Origin of the sequence: Nostoc sp., from assembly GCF_036917415.1 — a bacterium.
Lineage (GTDB): Bacteria > Cyanobacteriota > Cyanobacteriia > Cyanobacteriales > Nostocaceae > Nostoc.
In genome coordinates, this window is record NZ_JBALDJ010000084.1 from 78,338 (window position 1) to 92,976 (window position 14,639).

Here is a 14,639-nt window from a genome sequence, read left to right on the forward strand (position 1 = left end):
CCAATCACCAATCACCCAGTCGAGTACCGTACTCTTCTTTACCCTGCTGTTGGGAACGAATAAAACGACAGTAACCGTTAAGACCTTTTTCAATCCGGTCTTTAAGCTGACTGACCCAGTTTAATTGTTCTGTGTTGGAGTAGCCCAAGCTCTCAGCAATAATGAAAGCGCTTTTGGTTTCAGTCAATGAGCCGCGAACAATGTACATAAAACGCAATCTATCTAAATAGTGATAGCGTCCATAGCCCTCAGCTATGTTCAGTAAAACGCTGCAAGCTGCTCTTCGTAATTGATCGCTCAAATTGTAACGCTCACAACCCGGCAAACTATTGGCTAATCGATAAGCCGCTTTTAGCAGCTTGAGGCTATCTTGGTAGAAGTATAAAGACTCAAAGCCTCTATCTTGCATATCATCCCAATCTAAAGTCCCTCAATTTTATGGGACATTTTTACCAAATACCCAGTCCCTAATATGTAAAATAGTCAGCGTATCTTGTTCGATCCAGGCGATCGCTTTATGGCCATTACAAAACGGCGACTACCGACATTTTTACAGTTTGGCAAAAGTCTCAATCTTTCCCAAAAACTCATGTTCATTGGGTTAGCCATTACCCTATTTTTCGTTTTCCTGGCATTCTTCGCTCCTGTATTCCAGGCTTGGGGATGGCTGCAAAACCCTAAAGATTTTCTCTCTAATCCAATTCACGAGCCACCCTCAGCTAAACATTGGTTTGGTACTAGTCGCCTGGGTTATGATGTCTACTCCCGAACATTGTTTGGCGCTCAAGCTGCTTTGCAGGTGGTGATTTTGGCAACAGCGTTGAGTATGATTATCGGTGTGCCTTTGGGGATGCTGAGTGGTTATCTCGGCGGTAAATTGGATAAAGTGTTGCTATTTATTATGGATAGCATCTACACTCTACCGGGGCTACTGCTGTCTGTAACACTGGCGTTTGTGGTGGGGCGTGGGATATTAAATGCAGCGATCGCTATTAGCATTGCCTACATCCCCCAATATTACCGCGTTGTTCGCAACCACACCGTCAGCGTGAAAACTGAAGTGTTCATCGAAGCTGCTCAAGCAATGGGCGCTTCCACTTGGGTTGTGCTTTCTCGTTATCTGTTTTTCAACGTCATTCAAAGCGTACCCGTTCTATTTACACTCAATGCCGCTGATGCGATTTTGGTGTTGGGCGGTTTAGGCTTTTTGGGGCTAGGACTTCCCGAAGAAGTGGCAGAATGGGGACATGATTTAAAACAAGCCCTAGAAGCTCTACCTACTGGTATTTGGTGGACTACGCTTTTCCCTGGTTTAACTATGACATTTATGGTGGTAGGGTTATCACTACTTGGTGAAGGGTTAAATGAATTTGTCAATCCCCGATTACGGAGAGAAAATAGAATCCGACAGTAATCATTGGTCATTAGTCATTAGTCATTTGTAAAGAACAAAGGACAAAGGACAAATGACAAATAACAATAAAGAGATTTGTATGAAAGATAATCTAACGTTAATTGCTGCCGCTACTGGCGGGTTTATCCTTTCCATTGCTCTTGCTGGTATCTTAAGAGGTGCGCCAATTACAGCTTGGCAAGAGCAATCGAGTTTCCGCAGCACGACTTTTGCTAATTTACAGAACTCGGAGTTGAAAGCTGCGCGTCTTCTGCCAAGCGGAGACACTGCGCGAACAGATCGGGCGTGAAAACGACTCGCGCCCAATAATAGGGAATAGGGAATAGCTGTATCACCAATTACCAATGCCCCATGCCCCATGCCCATGCCCCATGCCCCATGCCCCATGCCCCATGCCCCATGCCCCATGCCCCATGCCCCATGCCCCATGCCCCATGCCCCATGCCCCATGCCCCATGCCCAATGACAAATGACAAATGACAAATGACAAATGACAAATGACAAAATTCAAGTAATTGGCATTGATGTCGGAGGAACGGCAATTAAGCTGGGGCGTTTTGCAGATGATGGTACTTGTCTCTTATCTTTGACTGTGGTATCTCCTCAACCAACAACGCCGGAGGCTGTGCTGGCGGTGCTGGTAGATGCGATCGCTCAAATCGATCCAGATAATCAAGCTGTTGCTATTGGTGTTGGTACTCCTGGCCCATCCGATGCCGCAGGACGCATTGCCAAAATCGCTATTAACTTACCTGGATGGATCGATGTGCCTTTAGCAGACTGGTTGGAAGCTAAAACTAGCAAACCGACTGCGATCGCTAATGATGCTAATTGCGCTCTTTTGGGAGAAGCTTGGCTAGGAGCCGGTCGCCACTTTCAAAATCTGATTCTGCTAACTTTAGGTACTGGGGTTGGTGGCGCAATTATCCTTGATGGCAAACTATTTATTGGACATCAAGGAGCCGCTGGAGAATTGGGTTTAATTTCCTTAAATCCTGATGGCCCAATTTGTAATAGTGGCAATCGAGGTTCTTTGGAACAATATGCCTGTGCGACTGCAATTCGCCGCCGCACTCTCAAGGAACCCATCGAATTGGGTTTTCTTGCTCAACAAGGAGATGCCGCAGCATTGACTTTTTGGCAAGAATATGGCGTTAATTTGGGAATTGGTTTGACGAGTTTGATTTATGTACTCACACCACAAGCGATCGTGATTGGTGGCGGTATCAGTGGCAGCTTTGAGTTTTTCTTACCAAGTGTGAAGGCAGAAATTGAGAAGCGAGTGCAGCCTTTATCACGAGCGGGTTTACAAATATTGCCAGCGGAGTTAGGCAATTTTGCAGGGATAGTAGGTGCAGCAAAGTTGGCATGGCAAAACTATTCAAGATTTTAATTATGGTTCAAACAACCCCAGCTAGAGACATCAGTCTTTACGAATTAGAAAAAAAATTTGGTTTGCAACTTGCTACAGACACCAACTTTTTTACAGAATAGACAGAGAATTTAGGATTGCGGATTAAATAACACTCATATTTTGTAGCGTGTGTTGAGCAAAGCTTAACGCACCGAAGGCTTCAATTTTTATCGCCACAGTAGTACGATTTCATTCCTCAACTACAGAAATTCTGGATTTTGTTTTGTTCTCATTCCTTAAGTAACGCGATGTGCGACTTATTATTGAAACCCCTCTCCAAACCTCTTTACGAAATGGAAAGAGGTTTAGATTATTGCTGAAGCTCTTACTACGAGGTAATTTAATTAATTTTACATTACGTAACATAGTTTATTTTATTCTTGCCCACTTACTTAGCCCTCTTTAATCACTATTGGTAGAGAAAAATCTAAAACCCTTATTTCTCATGACTTTTATCAATTTAGAGGTAGGTTGGGTTGAGGAACGAAACCCAATACCCAAAGACCTTAGAAAAGTTGGGTTTCACTTTGTTCAACCCAACCTACATTTATTTTTCTTTCCCCAAAGTGATAGAAGAGGGTTAGTAATTCTGACTGATGGTGAAAAGTGAGTGAAAACCAACTATTTAAACTTAAATAAGCGCTATGTAATGTCAGAAGATGCAGTAAAGATGTTTTTCTGGCAAAAATCATAAAAAATGAGTATGTTATTCCGAACCAAAGCCAGTCCAATGGCTAAAGGCTTTAAGAATCAGCAAAAAGTCAAGCAAACTTTTACTGTAATGCTAATAAGAGCTAGCCATTGCTACATACTAGTGGCATTGATACTCAGCTTGATAATTCTTGCCTGCATTAACATCTTAAAATCTAACCAATCCTTAGTCACCGAGTCTCCTATTAACAGTAAAGTTCTGAAGATTTGGTCAGATAAAGGTTATACTTTGGAAGAGGATGAAGCGCTCCAGAAGATCATTAGTAACTGGGAAAAACAAAGCGGCAACAAAATTAAACTTACTTTCTATACTAACGATGAGTTGCCACAAAAAACTCAAAGGGCACTTCAGGCAGGTAATTCGCCCGATCTCGTCATAAATAGCAGCGCTGAGAGGGAGCTGTATCCACGTCTTGCCTGGGAAGGTAAACTGGCAGATGTCTCTGATGTAATTGAGCCAGTCAAAAGTATTTATTCTGAAGGTGTGCTGGAAGCAGTTCGTTTATATAACAACGTTGATAAAAAGCCGAGCTACTATGCAGTCCCAATTAATCAATTAACAATTCACATCTTTTACTGGCGAGACTTGCTAGAGCAAGTAGGTCGAACTCAAAGCGATATTCCTAAAGAGTGGGATGCTTTCTGGGAGTTTTGGAAACAAGTGCAGGATGATTTGCGCGCACAGCAAAAACAGAATATTTACGGGTTAGGCTTTCCTTTCTCCACTGGGTCAACAGATACCTACTACTTACAGCCTATTTCAGGTTTATGAGGTACAGTAGCAGCAGTTTGCAAACCAATTTCTTAGATGTTTAGGATTGAACAAGTCAAGTGCAGTTGCAATCAACGTATCCACCATTTTTGTTGTTGTAGGAGAAAACTGACGTAAAAAAGCTTTCAGTTGTGACCACCAATGCTCAATTGGATTAAAGTCAGGAGAGTAAGGAGACAAATTAAGAGTATTTGCACCAGATGATTGAATTAAAGTTTCAATTGAAGCTATTTTATGGGCAGGAACGTTATCCATAACAACAACTGCACCCGACCATAGCTTTGGGACTAAGCATTCTTTTATAAAAACTTCAAAGGCATTTCCGTCCATCGAACTATTTTTATTGTCATTACTGCTAAAACTTCTTTTAGGCTAACTGCCCCGATAACTGTAATCTTTGCTCCCCGATAAAATGGTTTTAAATCATATACTCTGGTTCCTTGAGTACTCCGAGAACTGGGTCTTGTTAACCCAAGTAGAACGCCCATTTCATCTAAAAATACTAGGTTCTCAGGGTCTATATTTTTGACTTTTTCCCAATAGTCACATCTCAATTTTTGAACTCTTTCTGTCGCTGCTTGGCTACTGCGTAAAGTCTTTTTTTTAGTGTCAGCTTCTGCTTTTTTAATGCACGACACATACTACTGTTACTAACCCATTTACCATGTGTTTGTCCCCAATACTCGCAGTATTCTCTTAGGGTTGCATCTGGATATTTTTCAACCAGAGTAGCAAGCTGGGTTTCATATCCATCCAATTCACTTTTCATGCTACCACCCTGCTGTTTTGGTTTTACATGACCTTGAGTTTTCTTCATCTCAATCAGTTTTTGTACGAAACTTTTGCTGATATCAAATCTGGCAGCTACTTTTCTAATTGAGGTGTTCCCTTGCTCATAAGCTTTAACAATTTTTTCCCGGAACTCAATGGAGTAAGCTTTCATTGTCGCAGTTAATACACCAATATAAGTGTACCTCATTTACTCGCAATCTGCTGTATTTGAGCAGATTTTAGACGCATACAATGTCCAAATTTTAGACTCCAAGGGTCAACTTCTCCTCAACGATCCTAAGGTGCATCAAGGTATTATTGAGAGCTTAGAGTGGTATGCGAAATTTTTCCAGCAGGGCTACGTACCACCAGACGCAGTAAACTGGTTAAATCCAGACAATAATCGCAGCTTGCTCAATCGTGGCGTGGTTATGACGCCTAACTCCTCGCTCTCGATTCCTGCTGCTGTCCGCCAAGATTCTGACACCTATCGTCACAAGCTTGGTATCCTAGAATTTCCGAACAAACCCAATGGTAAACCGATGCGCTACTTAGTCTCGATTAATGAAATAGTTTTGTTTGCCGAGTCTAAAAACCAGAAGGTAGCCAAAGAATTTCTCACGTATTTAATTAAACCTGAGATAATAGGAAACTATCTCAAAACTACCGGAGGTCGGTATTTACCAGTAATGAAGCCTGTTTGGCAAGACCCTTTTTGGACAAATCCAGCAGATCCTCATCTTTCCACTGCAACTCAAACACTGACTAAAGGTCTAACTCGCCCATTTTATATTGTTCAAAACCCTGCTTACAGCCTAGTTTTAGAAGAGAATGTTTGGGGTAAGGCTCTCAATCGAATAGTTGTCAATAGCATATCTCCAGAAGCAGCAGACATGGCAATTGAGCGGATAAAACAAATTTTTGACGAATGGCAGTGAGCTATATGCAATTTTAAAGTCAGCACCTTACTACTAAAGTTACAATTTTTTTCTTAGATAACTCTACAAAAAAGATAATTCAATAGCTAGGCTAATTGAGCAAAAATTTCCACAAACCATTTTTTAAGATTGAGAAGACAGTAAATTTGATTTTCAACTTTATTGTTACCTTGTTCTACTACACAGGAATTTCAACACAAAGAATATCCTGTTGCTTTCTTAACGTATTTCACAACTTTTTCATAAGATTCAGGATTACTCACAGGGTTGATGATAATAGGAATAGTGCCATCTGGCAACCAAAAAGTTATCCTGCCGTTCGGTTCATGACAAAAGGAACTGATGCAGTTGAGATTAATTACATATTCATTTTTTTCGTAAATTATTTTCACCCAGTAGGCACAATCTAATTCTAATCCTGTCACACATTCTAAATAATCAAGAATTTTTTGATAGTCTTCCAGGTTACTTTGTGGGTTAATTACTATGGGAATGGCACTATCGGGTAGCCAAAAAGTAACTCTGCCATTCAGTTCATAACAAAAAGCATGGACACGTTCAAAATTTACTACATATTCTTTCCTCTCGTAAAGGATTTTCACCCAGTACGCCACAACATCTCCTCAAGTCCGAAATTTATGAATGATGCACCCTGGATGTCCAAATCTGCTGAAGCCTTAAGTTAATGTTGTAATTAATTTTGAATTATGAATTATGAATTGCGATCACACCTCCAACGGTGTTGGTGTGCTAGATGTCGAAAGAGAAAGAGCGATCGCTGTTTGAATAAATCCTTTAAACAAGGGATGAGGTGTACTGGGGCGTGATTGAAATTCTGGATGAAATTGGCAAGCAAGAAAAAATGGGTGCTTGGGTAATTCCACAATTTCAACTAAACGTCCATCGGGAGAAGTACCACTAATCGTATAGCCAGACTTTAACAACAAATCGCGGTAAGCATTGTTGAACTCATAGCGGTGTCGATGTCGTTCATAAATCACATCTTCTTGATAGAGCTTAAAAGCTAAAGTATCAGGAAGAACACGACAAGGGTATAGCCCTAAGCGCATTGTACCCCCTAAATCCACAACTTCCTGCTGTTCTGGCAATAAATTTATTACCGGATCAATTGTGTAAGGGTCAAATTCAGCACTATTGGCATCTGTTAATCCTCCTACGTTTCTGGCCCATTCAATCACAGAACATTGCATACCCAGGCATAAACCCAAAAAGGGAATTTGGCGATCGCGGGCGTATTTAATGGCGGCAATTTTGCCATCTACTCCCCGAACCCCGAAACCTCCTGGCACAACTATGCCATCGACACCCTCAAGATAATTTTCGGCTGGTTCAGTTTCCAAATTTTCTGAGTTTACCCAACGCAGACGCAGTTTGCCATAGGTGGAGATTGCAGCATGGTTCAACGCTTCCACTACAGATAAGTAGGCATCACTTAACTGCACATATTTACCAACGATGGCAATTTCTACCTCGTGCTTGGGACTATGTAATCTTTTTACCAGGGTTTGCCACTGCGTCAAATCTGGTTTACGTTGTTCCATTTGCAGCAAGTTCAGCACTTGTTCTGCCATTCCTTCCCGTTCCAGATTTAGCGGGACTTCATAGATACTTTTGGCATCTTGGGAAGTGATGACGCATTCTTCCGGCACATCACAAAATCCCGATAATTTCTGCTTTAATCCCTTGGGTAAGGGGCGATCGCTCCGACAAACTAAAATATCTGGTTGAATACCAATGGATCTCAGTTCCTTAACTGAATGCTGTGTCGGCTTAGTTTTCATTTCACCCGCAGAGGCAATCCACGGCACCAGTGTGACGTGCATATACAGCACATTCTGCCGTCCCACCTCTTTACGGAACTGGCGAATTGCTTCCAAAAACGGTAGTGATTCAATATCTCCCACCGTCCCGCCGATTTCTGTAATTACTACAGAAGGGTTTGTACTTTTAGCAACTCGCAGAATCCGCTCTTTAATTTCATTGGTAATATGAGGAATTACCTGTACAGTACCGCCATTGTAGTCTCCGCGACGCTCTTTATTAATGACTGCTTGGTAAATCGAGCCAGTAGTCACACAATTTAAGCGCGACATCGAGGTATCGGTAAAGCGTTCGTAATGCCCCAAGTCCAAATCTGTCTCCGCACCATCTTGGGTAACGAATACTTCCCCATGCTGAAAGGGACTCATTGTGCCAGGATCGATATTAATATAAGGGTCGAGTTTGAGAATCGACACCGAATATTTGCGCGACTTGAGCAAACGCCCTAGACTTGCTGCTACAATGCCCTTACCAATACTGGAAACTACGCCTCCAGTAACAAAGATAAACTTAGTCATAGTAGTTTGAATTTCTAACGACTTCTAAAAATACATCCCGTCATTGTGCCACAGTTATTGTGGTGTCATCTTCTGTGATTTGTTGTGAAAAACCTCTTAGGACTAGTAATATTAGGCTTTATTCTCTCCTCCTCCATAGCATTGGCACAGCCATCTCTTATAGTCATTTTTCCCCAGACAAACTACCAGACAAGTGCCCAAAAAATCTTCTTTCTGGGCACTGCACCACCAGATGGTCAGGTTTCGATCAATAGTAAGCCAATTAAGCGCAGCAAAGCTGGTCATTTTTCCCCTAGTTTCCCCTTGCAGTTGGGGGAGAATCTTTTTACTGTGCGTTACCAGAATCAAGAACTTAAAATTAAGGTGATCGGGCTTAACACTAGCCCTGAACTACCACAGGGGGTAGCCTTTGCGAAAGATTCCCTGACTCCCGCAGTTGACATTGCCAGATTACCAGGAGAAGTAATTTGTTTTGGCGCGATCGCACCCCCTAACGCTAATGTCTCTGTAACCCTGGCTAATCAAACTATTGCCCTTTTACCCCAACCTCAACAGGCAGAACTACCAAGTAATTTGGCAGCTTTGACAGGGCAAAATCAGCCTCATGCCCAGTCTAACGTAGGCAATTATCAAGGTTGCACTACAGTGGCAACAGCCGCCGATCTGGGAAAACCTCAATTTCAACTGACGCTTGACGGCAAGACGATAACTCAACCAGGATTTGGTAAGATTGAAATCCTCTCAAGAGCTCAATTGCCAGTTTCTGAGGTTACAGTAGAGTTAGGCGTTGCTCGTACTGGCCCTAGCACCGATTATTCTCGACTCACACCATTGCCCAAAGGCACACGCGCAATAGTTACAGGTAGGGAAGGTGAATGGTTGCGCCTAGATTATGGCGCTTGGATTAATAGTAAAGAAACCCGCATTCTACCTGGTGCAGTTCCGCCACAAACAATAATTCGCAGTGTCGGATACCGTCAACTTCCTAGTGCGACAGAGATAGTTTTCCCTTTGCAAGTTCCCGTACCCGTGAGCGTACAACAAAGTGAGCAAACTCTCGCTCTCACTCTCTACAATACCACTGCCCAAACAGACATAATTCGCCTGGATGATAACCCCCTAATTTATCGCCTAGACTGGCAACAGGAAGCCCCAGGACAAGTAAAATACACCTTTAACCTCAAAAAAGCTCAACAGTGGGGATACAAGCTGAGATACGACGGTACAACCCTGGTTTTGGTTTTGCGTCATCCGCCTAAAATCGGGAACACAAGACGTCAGCTTTTAGCTAATTTCAAGATTGTACTAGATCCAGGGCATGGCGGTAAAGAATCTGGTGCCAGTGGCCCAACTGGATATTTAGAAAAAGATGTAAATTTGGTGGTATCTAAGTTGCTGCGCGACGAGTTGGTGAAGGAAGGAGCAACGGTAGTGATGACACGGGAGGATGATAAGGAGGTTTCTCTAGTAGAACGTCAGGGAATTATTAGTCGAGAAGAATCTGCGATCGCTATTTCCATACATCACAATTCTCTACCCGATGATGGTGATGCCGAAAAAATCAAGGGATTTGCCGCTTTTTGGTATCAACCTCAAGCCCATAACCTCGCAATGTTTTTACACAACTATGTAGTCAAAAAAATCGGTAGACCTTCTTATGGTGTGTTTTGGGATAACCTGGCGCTGACGCGTCCGACAGCTGCACCATCGGTGTTACTGGAATTGGGTTTTATGAGCAATCCTGATGAATTTGAGCAGATAGTGAACCCAGAAGAACAGAAGAAAACAGCTGATGCGATCGCTCAGGGGATTACTGAGTGGTTTAGGAGTGTTAAATAAATTTGGAGGTACAACTAGACTTTACGAAGTCGATCATCGTCAAAAGCATTGCTACTGTATCAATTTAGTAAAATGGAAGTTCAGTTGTTCCTGCGAGGTGTTCGATGACTATCCTTGACCGCCGTTGTCAACTTCAACAACAGATTGCTCAACTTCCAGATGACCAACTGACTTAGGTTGAGCAATATATAGCATTTCTTGTTTTTCAGAAAACAGTTCTATCTCAATCAGAAGTGACCAAATCACCTTCCACTGGAGCTTCGATTCTGGCATCTTTAGAGCAAGCACATACTCTGCCCGATTCTCCTCTGGAGGATGAGACCCTAGCACAACCACCTGAAGATTTTGCTGCTAAGATCGCTGAAATCAAACAACGTGGCGATCGTTCTCAATCTGTGATCCGACGAGGTTCTACAGGTCAAGACTTGCTCAAATTTGCTGGTAATTGGCATGGAGACGACCTAGAGGAGTGCCTAGCATTTCTTCATACAACTCGCTCAAAAGCGAAGTTTTAAGCCAATAATTTATATATTTGCTAGATACTAATCATTGTAGTTATCTCATTAACAACAATCCTTAAGTTGTCGCAACTGCTCAAAGCTATGCTCAAGATACTTTTGGGATTAGCATCATTAGCTATGGTGAGTTGCTCTACATGACGGAAAAATCAGAGCGTCGAGAGATGAATTTACAAGTGGTTCAAGCATTCCTAACAGAGATTGATATCTATCTGATCAATAAATAAATAGCTGAGATATATAGTCAACTGAAGAACCGCATTTTTCGTCAATTTGCCCCAAAAGAAAAAAACAAACGCCGCCATATCCGCATTCAGAATATCGGTTTTGATGATAACGATCTATGGATTGCCGCAACAGCAATTTATCATAATATTACTCTCGTCTCTGCTGACGGCGACTTTACTAGGATTCAGCAAATTTACAGCTTTTCAGTCGAATCCTGGATTTAATTGCTTTATCTAGGATGCTGAACTAATAAATTAAGTACCAATTTAATTAACATCGCTATTTTTTAGCTAGTTTCTGCTCAATATAAGGGCTAAGATGCAGACATAATAAGCATCGCTCCAATCCCTATTTATTAGGTGGCTTTGATGTCCCAAAAATCAGATTCAGAAACAGTCAGTTGAGAAACGGGAGCAACACGATTTTGTGAGATCGGGTTTTAATTCTTAATTACATAGCTGAATTTTCAACAATCACAGTATTTTAGTTGCGATCGCATCCTGAAATAGGCTATTTACGTCCCAGATTTTAGCACCTTACTTTTTCGCGTTGCTCCTTTCAGAAACTATTTCAGTAACCTTTTCTATAGCAGGTGATAACGCTACTGCTGCTGCTGCTCCTAGTCCTGCGACTAAAAATACCACTGCTGCTTTAGCCGGATCTTGCTGACCCATTGCCGCTTTCCTTGCTAATTCAATAATGTTTGGTTTACTTAGAGCGCGAGCTTCTCCGTCAAGAAAGCTTTTACTTGTTTGATTTGCTTTATTTATTACTTGCTTACTTTTCCAAATACCATTTACGCAATAAGAAGCAAAATGTTCACAATTACTCAATACTAAATTGTATCCTGACTCTCCTACGAAAGATTCTGCTTTTCGTACTATCTCATCAGCAAGACTAGAATTACATGGCTCGAATACTGATATTTCACTTACTGGAAAAGGGTGAGAGAAACGTTCAAGACTGTGCCTACGAATCTTAGCATTACCATTCAACTTGTCATGACCATCGAAATGGATAACTGTACCATCACCACAGTAAACTCCATGATGTGTAATACCAGTCCATTTAGTTTTAACCCAAATGTGATCGCCTTTTTTCATATTCTAGAAATAACCTTTAAGGTATAATTTTGTGCGTGTATACAATCTTACCACTTTTCTAAGTATGTCGTCAAAAATTTTTATTACTTTTTTCAATGCGAAAATCTTCATGATTCTTAATCAATAAGTTGAACAAATAGCTTACTGACACGGAAATACTGATATCATTTCAAAATTCTAGTAATTCCCTTTGGTGTAGTAGGATGTGATGTAATCAAGATTAAGGCGTATAAAGGAAGACTTGTTTAAGCAATGGCAGCTAGCACTGAACTCAACATCACAGCTATAGCAAGCATCATCGCTGCGTTCATCGCTGCGACTCCCCCTACTCTGACTGCCCTCACTGATACTGCTATAAAGTTAAGGGGTCTGGTACAAGAAAAAAAAAGTCCGCCTCCAAGGGTTTTAAAGATTGTCCGAAAACCAGTGGATGTCAAAAACTGGAGAAAGGTGAAAAGAAATTTTTTAATAGGTATTTTTCTATTTTTTATAGGTATTTTCTTTATCTTTATAAATACGTTACTATATCGCTTTGGGTTTAAGTACATTACACTTAGCAATTTTGGAGTGATAGGTGCATTTTGGGGACTCAAAATAAATATACTTGTTATTGCAAACTTTGCCTCTTATTGTTTTTACCTTATTGCGTTCATAAAAGCTTATAGAAGAATGGGGAATGATCCTAGCGATGCAAGACATTTCTTATTCAATAAAGCCTTTATACTCCTAGAATCTGATTTTCACAACACTATCAATTGCTGCCAGGAAACACTAAAACTTTTAGGAGCAAGAGTTATCGAATTCGACTCAGATGCAGCAGTGATAGAAGCTTATACCAGCACAGAATTAGTCACCGTCTTTGGAGGGCTGTATCGAATCACAATTAATACAGAAGATTTAAAGTCTGTTGGTACTGCTTTAGAGATCGAATTTATCCCTTATATATCAGATGAAATTGCAACTTTGACGAAATCCTCTAATATGAACAGATTTATTAGAGTTTTTATAAATGGATAATAGTCGTCTTCCTCAGTCAGAACTACTAGCTTGATTATGCAGCCTTCTATAGCCCCCCAAGCCCATAAGCCAGCCTAACACAAACACCCAGTGAAGTATTACAGGAGGATAGATAGAGCCACTTTTTAAGTAAGCAATAGTGCAAACAATACCTAAAATTGCTGCTAAAGTAAGGAAGGCAAAACTGTTGAATGTTGCTCTTGCATTCCGAATGAAAAAAGTAGCATTCAATGGGTGGTAAACAACAAATAGTATTAAGCTAATACTTCCCCAAAGCCAGTTGGTAACTAAAGATGCTTGTTCTACCTTATTAGGTAATAGTAAAACACGAAAAAACGCTTCTTCTGCTGCAACAGGAATAATTAAAGTGATTAAAGCTGTACGAAGTAGAATTTTACAAGAAATCTTAGCAATCTCAAATCTCAATAATCCAAGCTTGAAACCTAGTGGTATACCAACTAAAGAAAAAATTATAAAAAGTGTAATTATCCATATCCAATCATTACTGTTTATAAAAGTTGAAACAGAATTTATTAAACGAAATTTAATTAGTGAACTAAGTTCACTTAGTTGATTCACCATAACTTGTATAAATTAGATTTGTGCAAGCCTGATTGCTTTATTATAGAAGTATAAAATAATAAGTCTTACTGGAATTAATCTAGCTATATTATTTTCAGTTGGACAAGTAAGATTGGAGAGTTAAAACTATGGCAACAGGAGATCATATTTACGTGAATAGGCAGGGGGTATTATCTCTTATAATGGCATTAATATGGGGGATAGTACCTCTGTAGCTTCTGTTTTACAATGAAGTGAAGAATCTAGGAGCTTAAACAAGGGATTTATTTATGTCCCACCCTATGCTCAGTAGCCAAGAAGTCGCCCGACGTGGAAAGGAACTCTATCAAAGAAGTATCCGTGCCAAAGTTGAGACACAAGAGAACATTAGCAAAATTATCTCGATTAATGTTGAAACAGGAGATTACGAAATCGGTGATGATTTAGTCGAAACAAGTCTTCGATTACGATCCAAGCAAACCGACGCAGCACTTTGGGGAGAAAGAATTGGTTTTGATGCCGTTTATGCAGTTGGTGGTACATTGCTCAGGACGGCAGAGTGATAAACGGGACTGTAGTTGGACTTCAGGCAAGAACGAGTCTGATTATTCTTCCCCCAGAACGTTCAGGTGTAGAAATAGAATGTGTTATTGATACAGGGTTTGAAGGGTTCTTAACCTTGCCGCCTTCTGTCATTGCTGCTCTTGGCTTGCCCTACCTCATCAACATCAACGCAAACCTCGCTAACAATTCCAGTGTGGAAACCGATGTTTATTTGACAACAGTTATATGGAATGGTGTGGAGCGTAATATTGCAGCGCTAGCAATGGGTCGTCGTCCACTTATTGGAACTGCCCTGCTTGAAGATTATCATCTCAGTATAGATTTTTGTGAGGGTGGTAAGTAGCTAGGCGCAATTAAATATAAGACGCTCAAGGTCATATCCACCCTTTAAACTTCTAGCTTCCATGCCATCAATAATTGCTATAGCTA

Annotated in this window: 20 protein-coding genes; 12 read left to right on the forward strand and 8 right to left on the reverse strand. The window is 40.9% G+C overall.

Annotated features, from left to right (window positions below; translation table 11 throughout):
• Positions 1-4: 4 nt before the first annotated feature.
• Positions 5-409, reverse strand: a complete 405-nt coding sequence (locus V7K41_RS18130) for a four helix bundle protein (RefSeq protein ID WP_334850326.1) — start codon at positions 407-409, stop codon at positions 5-7.
• A gap of 108 nt (positions 410-517) precedes the next feature.
• On the opposite strand from V7K41_RS18130, the gene V7K41_RS18135 reads away from it, so the two are divergent.
• The 5 genes from V7K41_RS18135 (at position 518) to V7K41_RS18155 (ending at position 4,311) form a co-directional block, all read left to right on the forward strand.
• Positions 518-1,414: an ABC transporter permease gene (locus V7K41_RS18135; protein ID WP_334850328.1), complete on the forward strand. Its 897-nt coding sequence runs from the start codon at positions 518-520 to the stop codon at positions 1,412-1,414.
• Between the two features lie 79 nt (positions 1,415-1,493).
• The gene (locus tag V7K41_RS18140; RefSeq protein WP_334850362.1) at positions 1,494-1,703 is read left to right on the forward strand and encodes a hypothetical protein; all 210 of its coding nucleotides are present in this window, start codon (positions 1,494-1,496) and stop codon (positions 1,701-1,703) included.
• 201 nt (positions 1,704-1,904) lie between these two features.
• The gene (locus tag V7K41_RS18145) at positions 1,905-2,807 is read left to right on the forward strand and encodes an ROK family protein (protein ID WP_334850330.1); all 903 of its coding nucleotides are present in this window, start codon (positions 1,905-1,907) and stop codon (positions 2,805-2,807) included.
• Between the two features lie 466 nt (positions 2,808-3,273).
• Positions 3,274-3,438: a hypothetical protein gene (locus tag V7K41_RS18150; RefSeq protein WP_334850332.1), complete on the forward strand. Its 165-nt coding sequence runs from the start codon at positions 3,274-3,276 to the stop codon at positions 3,436-3,438.
• A gap of 87 nt (positions 3,439-3,525) precedes the next feature.
• On the forward strand, positions 3,526-4,311 hold the full coding sequence (locus V7K41_RS18155) for an ABC transporter substrate-binding protein (protein ID WP_334850333.1): 786 nt from the start codon (positions 3,526-3,528) through the stop codon (positions 4,309-4,311).
• Here the strand turns inward: V7K41_RS18155 and V7K41_RS18160 are convergent.
• Both V7K41_RS18160 and V7K41_RS18165 read right to left on the reverse strand, forming a co-directional pair.
• On the reverse strand, positions 4,306-4,641 hold the full coding sequence (locus tag V7K41_RS18160; protein WP_334850335.1) for a transposase: 336 nt from the start codon (positions 4,639-4,641) through the stop codon (positions 4,306-4,308). The genes V7K41_RS18155 and V7K41_RS18160 overlap by 6 nt on opposite strands.
• A gap of 220 nt (positions 4,642-4,861) precedes the next feature.
• On the reverse strand, positions 4,862-5,290 hold the full coding sequence (locus tag V7K41_RS18165) for a helix-turn-helix domain-containing protein (RefSeq protein WP_334850336.1): 429 nt from the start codon (positions 5,288-5,290) through the stop codon (positions 4,862-4,864).
• Here V7K41_RS18165 and V7K41_RS18170 point away from each other — a divergent pair.
• Positions 5,280-6,020, forward strand: a complete 741-nt coding sequence (locus V7K41_RS18170) for an ABC transporter substrate-binding protein (protein ID WP_334850338.1) — start codon at positions 5,280-5,282, stop codon at positions 6,018-6,020. The genes V7K41_RS18165 and V7K41_RS18170 overlap by 11 nt on opposite strands.
• Positions 6,021-6,211: 191 nt before the next feature.
• Here the strand turns inward: V7K41_RS18170 and V7K41_RS18175 are convergent, their stop codons facing one another.
• Positions 6,212-6,634 carry a hypothetical protein gene (locus V7K41_RS18175; RefSeq protein WP_334850340.1) on the reverse strand — a complete coding sequence of 141 codons (423 nt, stop codon included), beginning with the start codon at positions 6,632-6,634 and terminating at the stop codon, positions 6,212-6,214.
• 111 nt (positions 6,635-6,745) lie between these two features.
• Entirely contained in the window at positions 6,746-8,380 is a 1,635-nt protein-coding gene (locus tag V7K41_RS18180; RefSeq protein ID WP_334850342.1) for a CTP synthase, read from the reverse strand.
• A gap of 84 nt (positions 8,381-8,464) precedes the next feature.
• On the opposite strand from V7K41_RS18180, the gene V7K41_RS18185 reads away from it, so the two are divergent.
• Complete coding sequence (locus tag V7K41_RS18185; protein WP_334850344.1) at positions 8,465-10,219, forward strand: N-acetylmuramoyl-L-alanine amidase; 1,755 nt, start codon at positions 8,465-8,467, stop codon at positions 10,217-10,219.
• Positions 10,220-10,327: 108 nt separating this feature from the next.
• Here the strand turns inward: V7K41_RS18185 and V7K41_RS18190 are convergent, their stop codons facing one another.
• Positions 10,328-10,465: a hypothetical protein gene (locus V7K41_RS18190; RefSeq protein ID WP_334850346.1), complete on the reverse strand. Its 138-nt coding sequence runs from the start codon at positions 10,463-10,465 to the stop codon at positions 10,328-10,330.
• Here V7K41_RS18190 and V7K41_RS18195 point away from each other — a divergent pair.
• Complete coding sequence (locus tag V7K41_RS18195; protein ID WP_334850347.1) at positions 10,453-10,734, forward strand: hypothetical protein; 282 nt, start codon at positions 10,453-10,455, stop codon at positions 10,732-10,734. The two genes, V7K41_RS18190 and V7K41_RS18195, sit on opposite strands and share 13 nt — an antisense overlap.
• Positions 10,735-11,057: 323 nt before the next feature.
• Positions 11,058-11,189 carry a PIN domain-containing protein gene (locus V7K41_RS18200; RefSeq protein WP_334850364.1) on the forward strand — a complete coding sequence of 44 codons (132 nt, stop codon included), beginning with the start codon at positions 11,058-11,060 and terminating at the stop codon, positions 11,187-11,189.
• A gap of 312 nt (positions 11,190-11,501) precedes the next feature.
• On the opposite strand, the gene V7K41_RS18205 is transcribed toward V7K41_RS18200, so the two are convergent.
• Positions 11,502-12,068 (reverse strand): lecithin retinol acyltransferase family protein, encoded by a 567-nt coding sequence (locus V7K41_RS18205; RefSeq protein ID WP_334850349.1) that lies wholly within the window; start codon positions 12,066-12,068, stop codon positions 11,502-11,504.
• A 252-nt stretch (positions 12,069-12,320) separates the two neighbouring features.
• Between V7K41_RS18205 and V7K41_RS18210 the strand changes: the two genes are divergently transcribed.
• Entirely contained in the window at positions 12,321-13,085 is a 765-nt protein-coding gene (locus tag V7K41_RS18210) for a hypothetical protein (protein ID WP_334850351.1), read from the forward strand.
• Positions 13,086-13,097: 12 nt separating this feature from the next.
• Here the strand turns inward: V7K41_RS18210 and V7K41_RS18215 are convergent, their stop codons facing one another.
• Positions 13,098-13,667, reverse strand: coding sequence for a CPBP family glutamic-type intramembrane protease (locus V7K41_RS18215; RefSeq protein WP_334850352.1), 570 nt, complete (start codon positions 13,665-13,667; stop codon positions 13,098-13,100).
• A gap of 269 nt (positions 13,668-13,936) precedes the next feature.
• Here V7K41_RS18215 and V7K41_RS18220 point away from each other — a divergent pair, with 269 nt between their 5' ends.
• Both V7K41_RS18220 and V7K41_RS18225 read left to right on the forward strand, forming a co-directional pair.
• Positions 13,937-14,209: a hypothetical protein gene (locus V7K41_RS18220; RefSeq protein ID WP_334850354.1), complete on the forward strand. Its 273-nt coding sequence runs from the start codon at positions 13,937-13,939 to the stop codon at positions 14,207-14,209.
• Positions 14,206-14,553 (forward strand): clan AA aspartic protease, encoded by a 348-nt coding sequence (locus V7K41_RS18225; protein WP_334850356.1) that lies wholly within the window; start codon positions 14,206-14,208, stop codon positions 14,551-14,553. The genes V7K41_RS18220 and V7K41_RS18225 overlap by 4 nt, the downstream gene beginning before the upstream one ends.
• Positions 14,554-14,639: the final 86 nt, after the last annotated feature.

What these genes read in the sequence shown, in the direction of transcription:
- V7K41_RS18130 (WP_334850326.1), bottom strand. Translation starts at nt 409, where the DNA reads ATGCAAGATAGAGGCTTTGAGTCTTTATACTTCTACCAAGATAGCCTC.
- V7K41_RS18135 (WP_334850328.1), top strand. Translation starts at nt 518, where the DNA reads ATGGCCATTACAAAACGGCGACTACCGACATTTTTACAGTTTGGCAAA.
- V7K41_RS18140 (WP_334850362.1), top strand. Translation starts at nt 1,494, where the DNA reads ATGAAAGATAATCTAACGTTAATTGCTGCCGCTACTGGCGGGTTTATC.
- V7K41_RS18145 (WP_334850330.1), top strand. Translation starts at nt 1,905, where the DNA reads ATGACAAATGACAAAATTCAAGTAATTGGCATTGATGTCGGAGGAACG.
- V7K41_RS18150 (WP_334850332.1), top strand. Translation starts at nt 3,274, where the DNA reads ATGACTTTTATCAATTTAGAGGTAGGTTGGGTTGAGGAACGAAACCCA.
- V7K41_RS18155 (WP_334850333.1), top strand. Translation starts at nt 3,526, where the DNA reads ATGAGTATGTTATTCCGAACCAAAGCCAGTCCAATGGCTAAAGGCTTT.
- V7K41_RS18160 (WP_334850335.1), bottom strand. Translation starts at nt 4,641, where the DNA reads ATGGACGGAAATGCCTTTGAAGTTTTTATAAAAGAATGCTTAGTCCCA.
- V7K41_RS18165 (WP_334850336.1), bottom strand. Translation starts at nt 5,290, where the DNA reads ATGAGGTACACTTATATTGGTGTATTAACTGCGACAATGAAAGCTTAC.
- V7K41_RS18180 (WP_334850342.1), bottom strand. Translation starts at nt 8,380, where the DNA reads ATGACTAAGTTTATCTTTGTTACTGGAGGCGTAGTTTCCAGTATTGGT.
- V7K41_RS18205 (WP_334850349.1), bottom strand. Translation starts at nt 12,068, where the DNA reads ATGAAAAAAGGCGATCACATTTGGGTTAAAACTAAATGGACTGGTATT.
- V7K41_RS18210 (WP_334850351.1), top strand. Translation starts at nt 12,321, where the DNA reads ATGGCAGCTAGCACTGAACTCAACATCACAGCTATAGCAAGCATCATC.
- V7K41_RS18215 (WP_334850352.1), bottom strand. Translation starts at nt 13,667, where the DNA reads ATGGTGAATCAACTAAGTGAACTTAGTTCACTAATTAAATTTCGTTTA.
- V7K41_RS18220 (WP_334850354.1), top strand. Translation starts at nt 13,937, where the DNA reads ATGTCCCACCCTATGCTCAGTAGCCAAGAAGTCGCCCGACGTGGAAAG.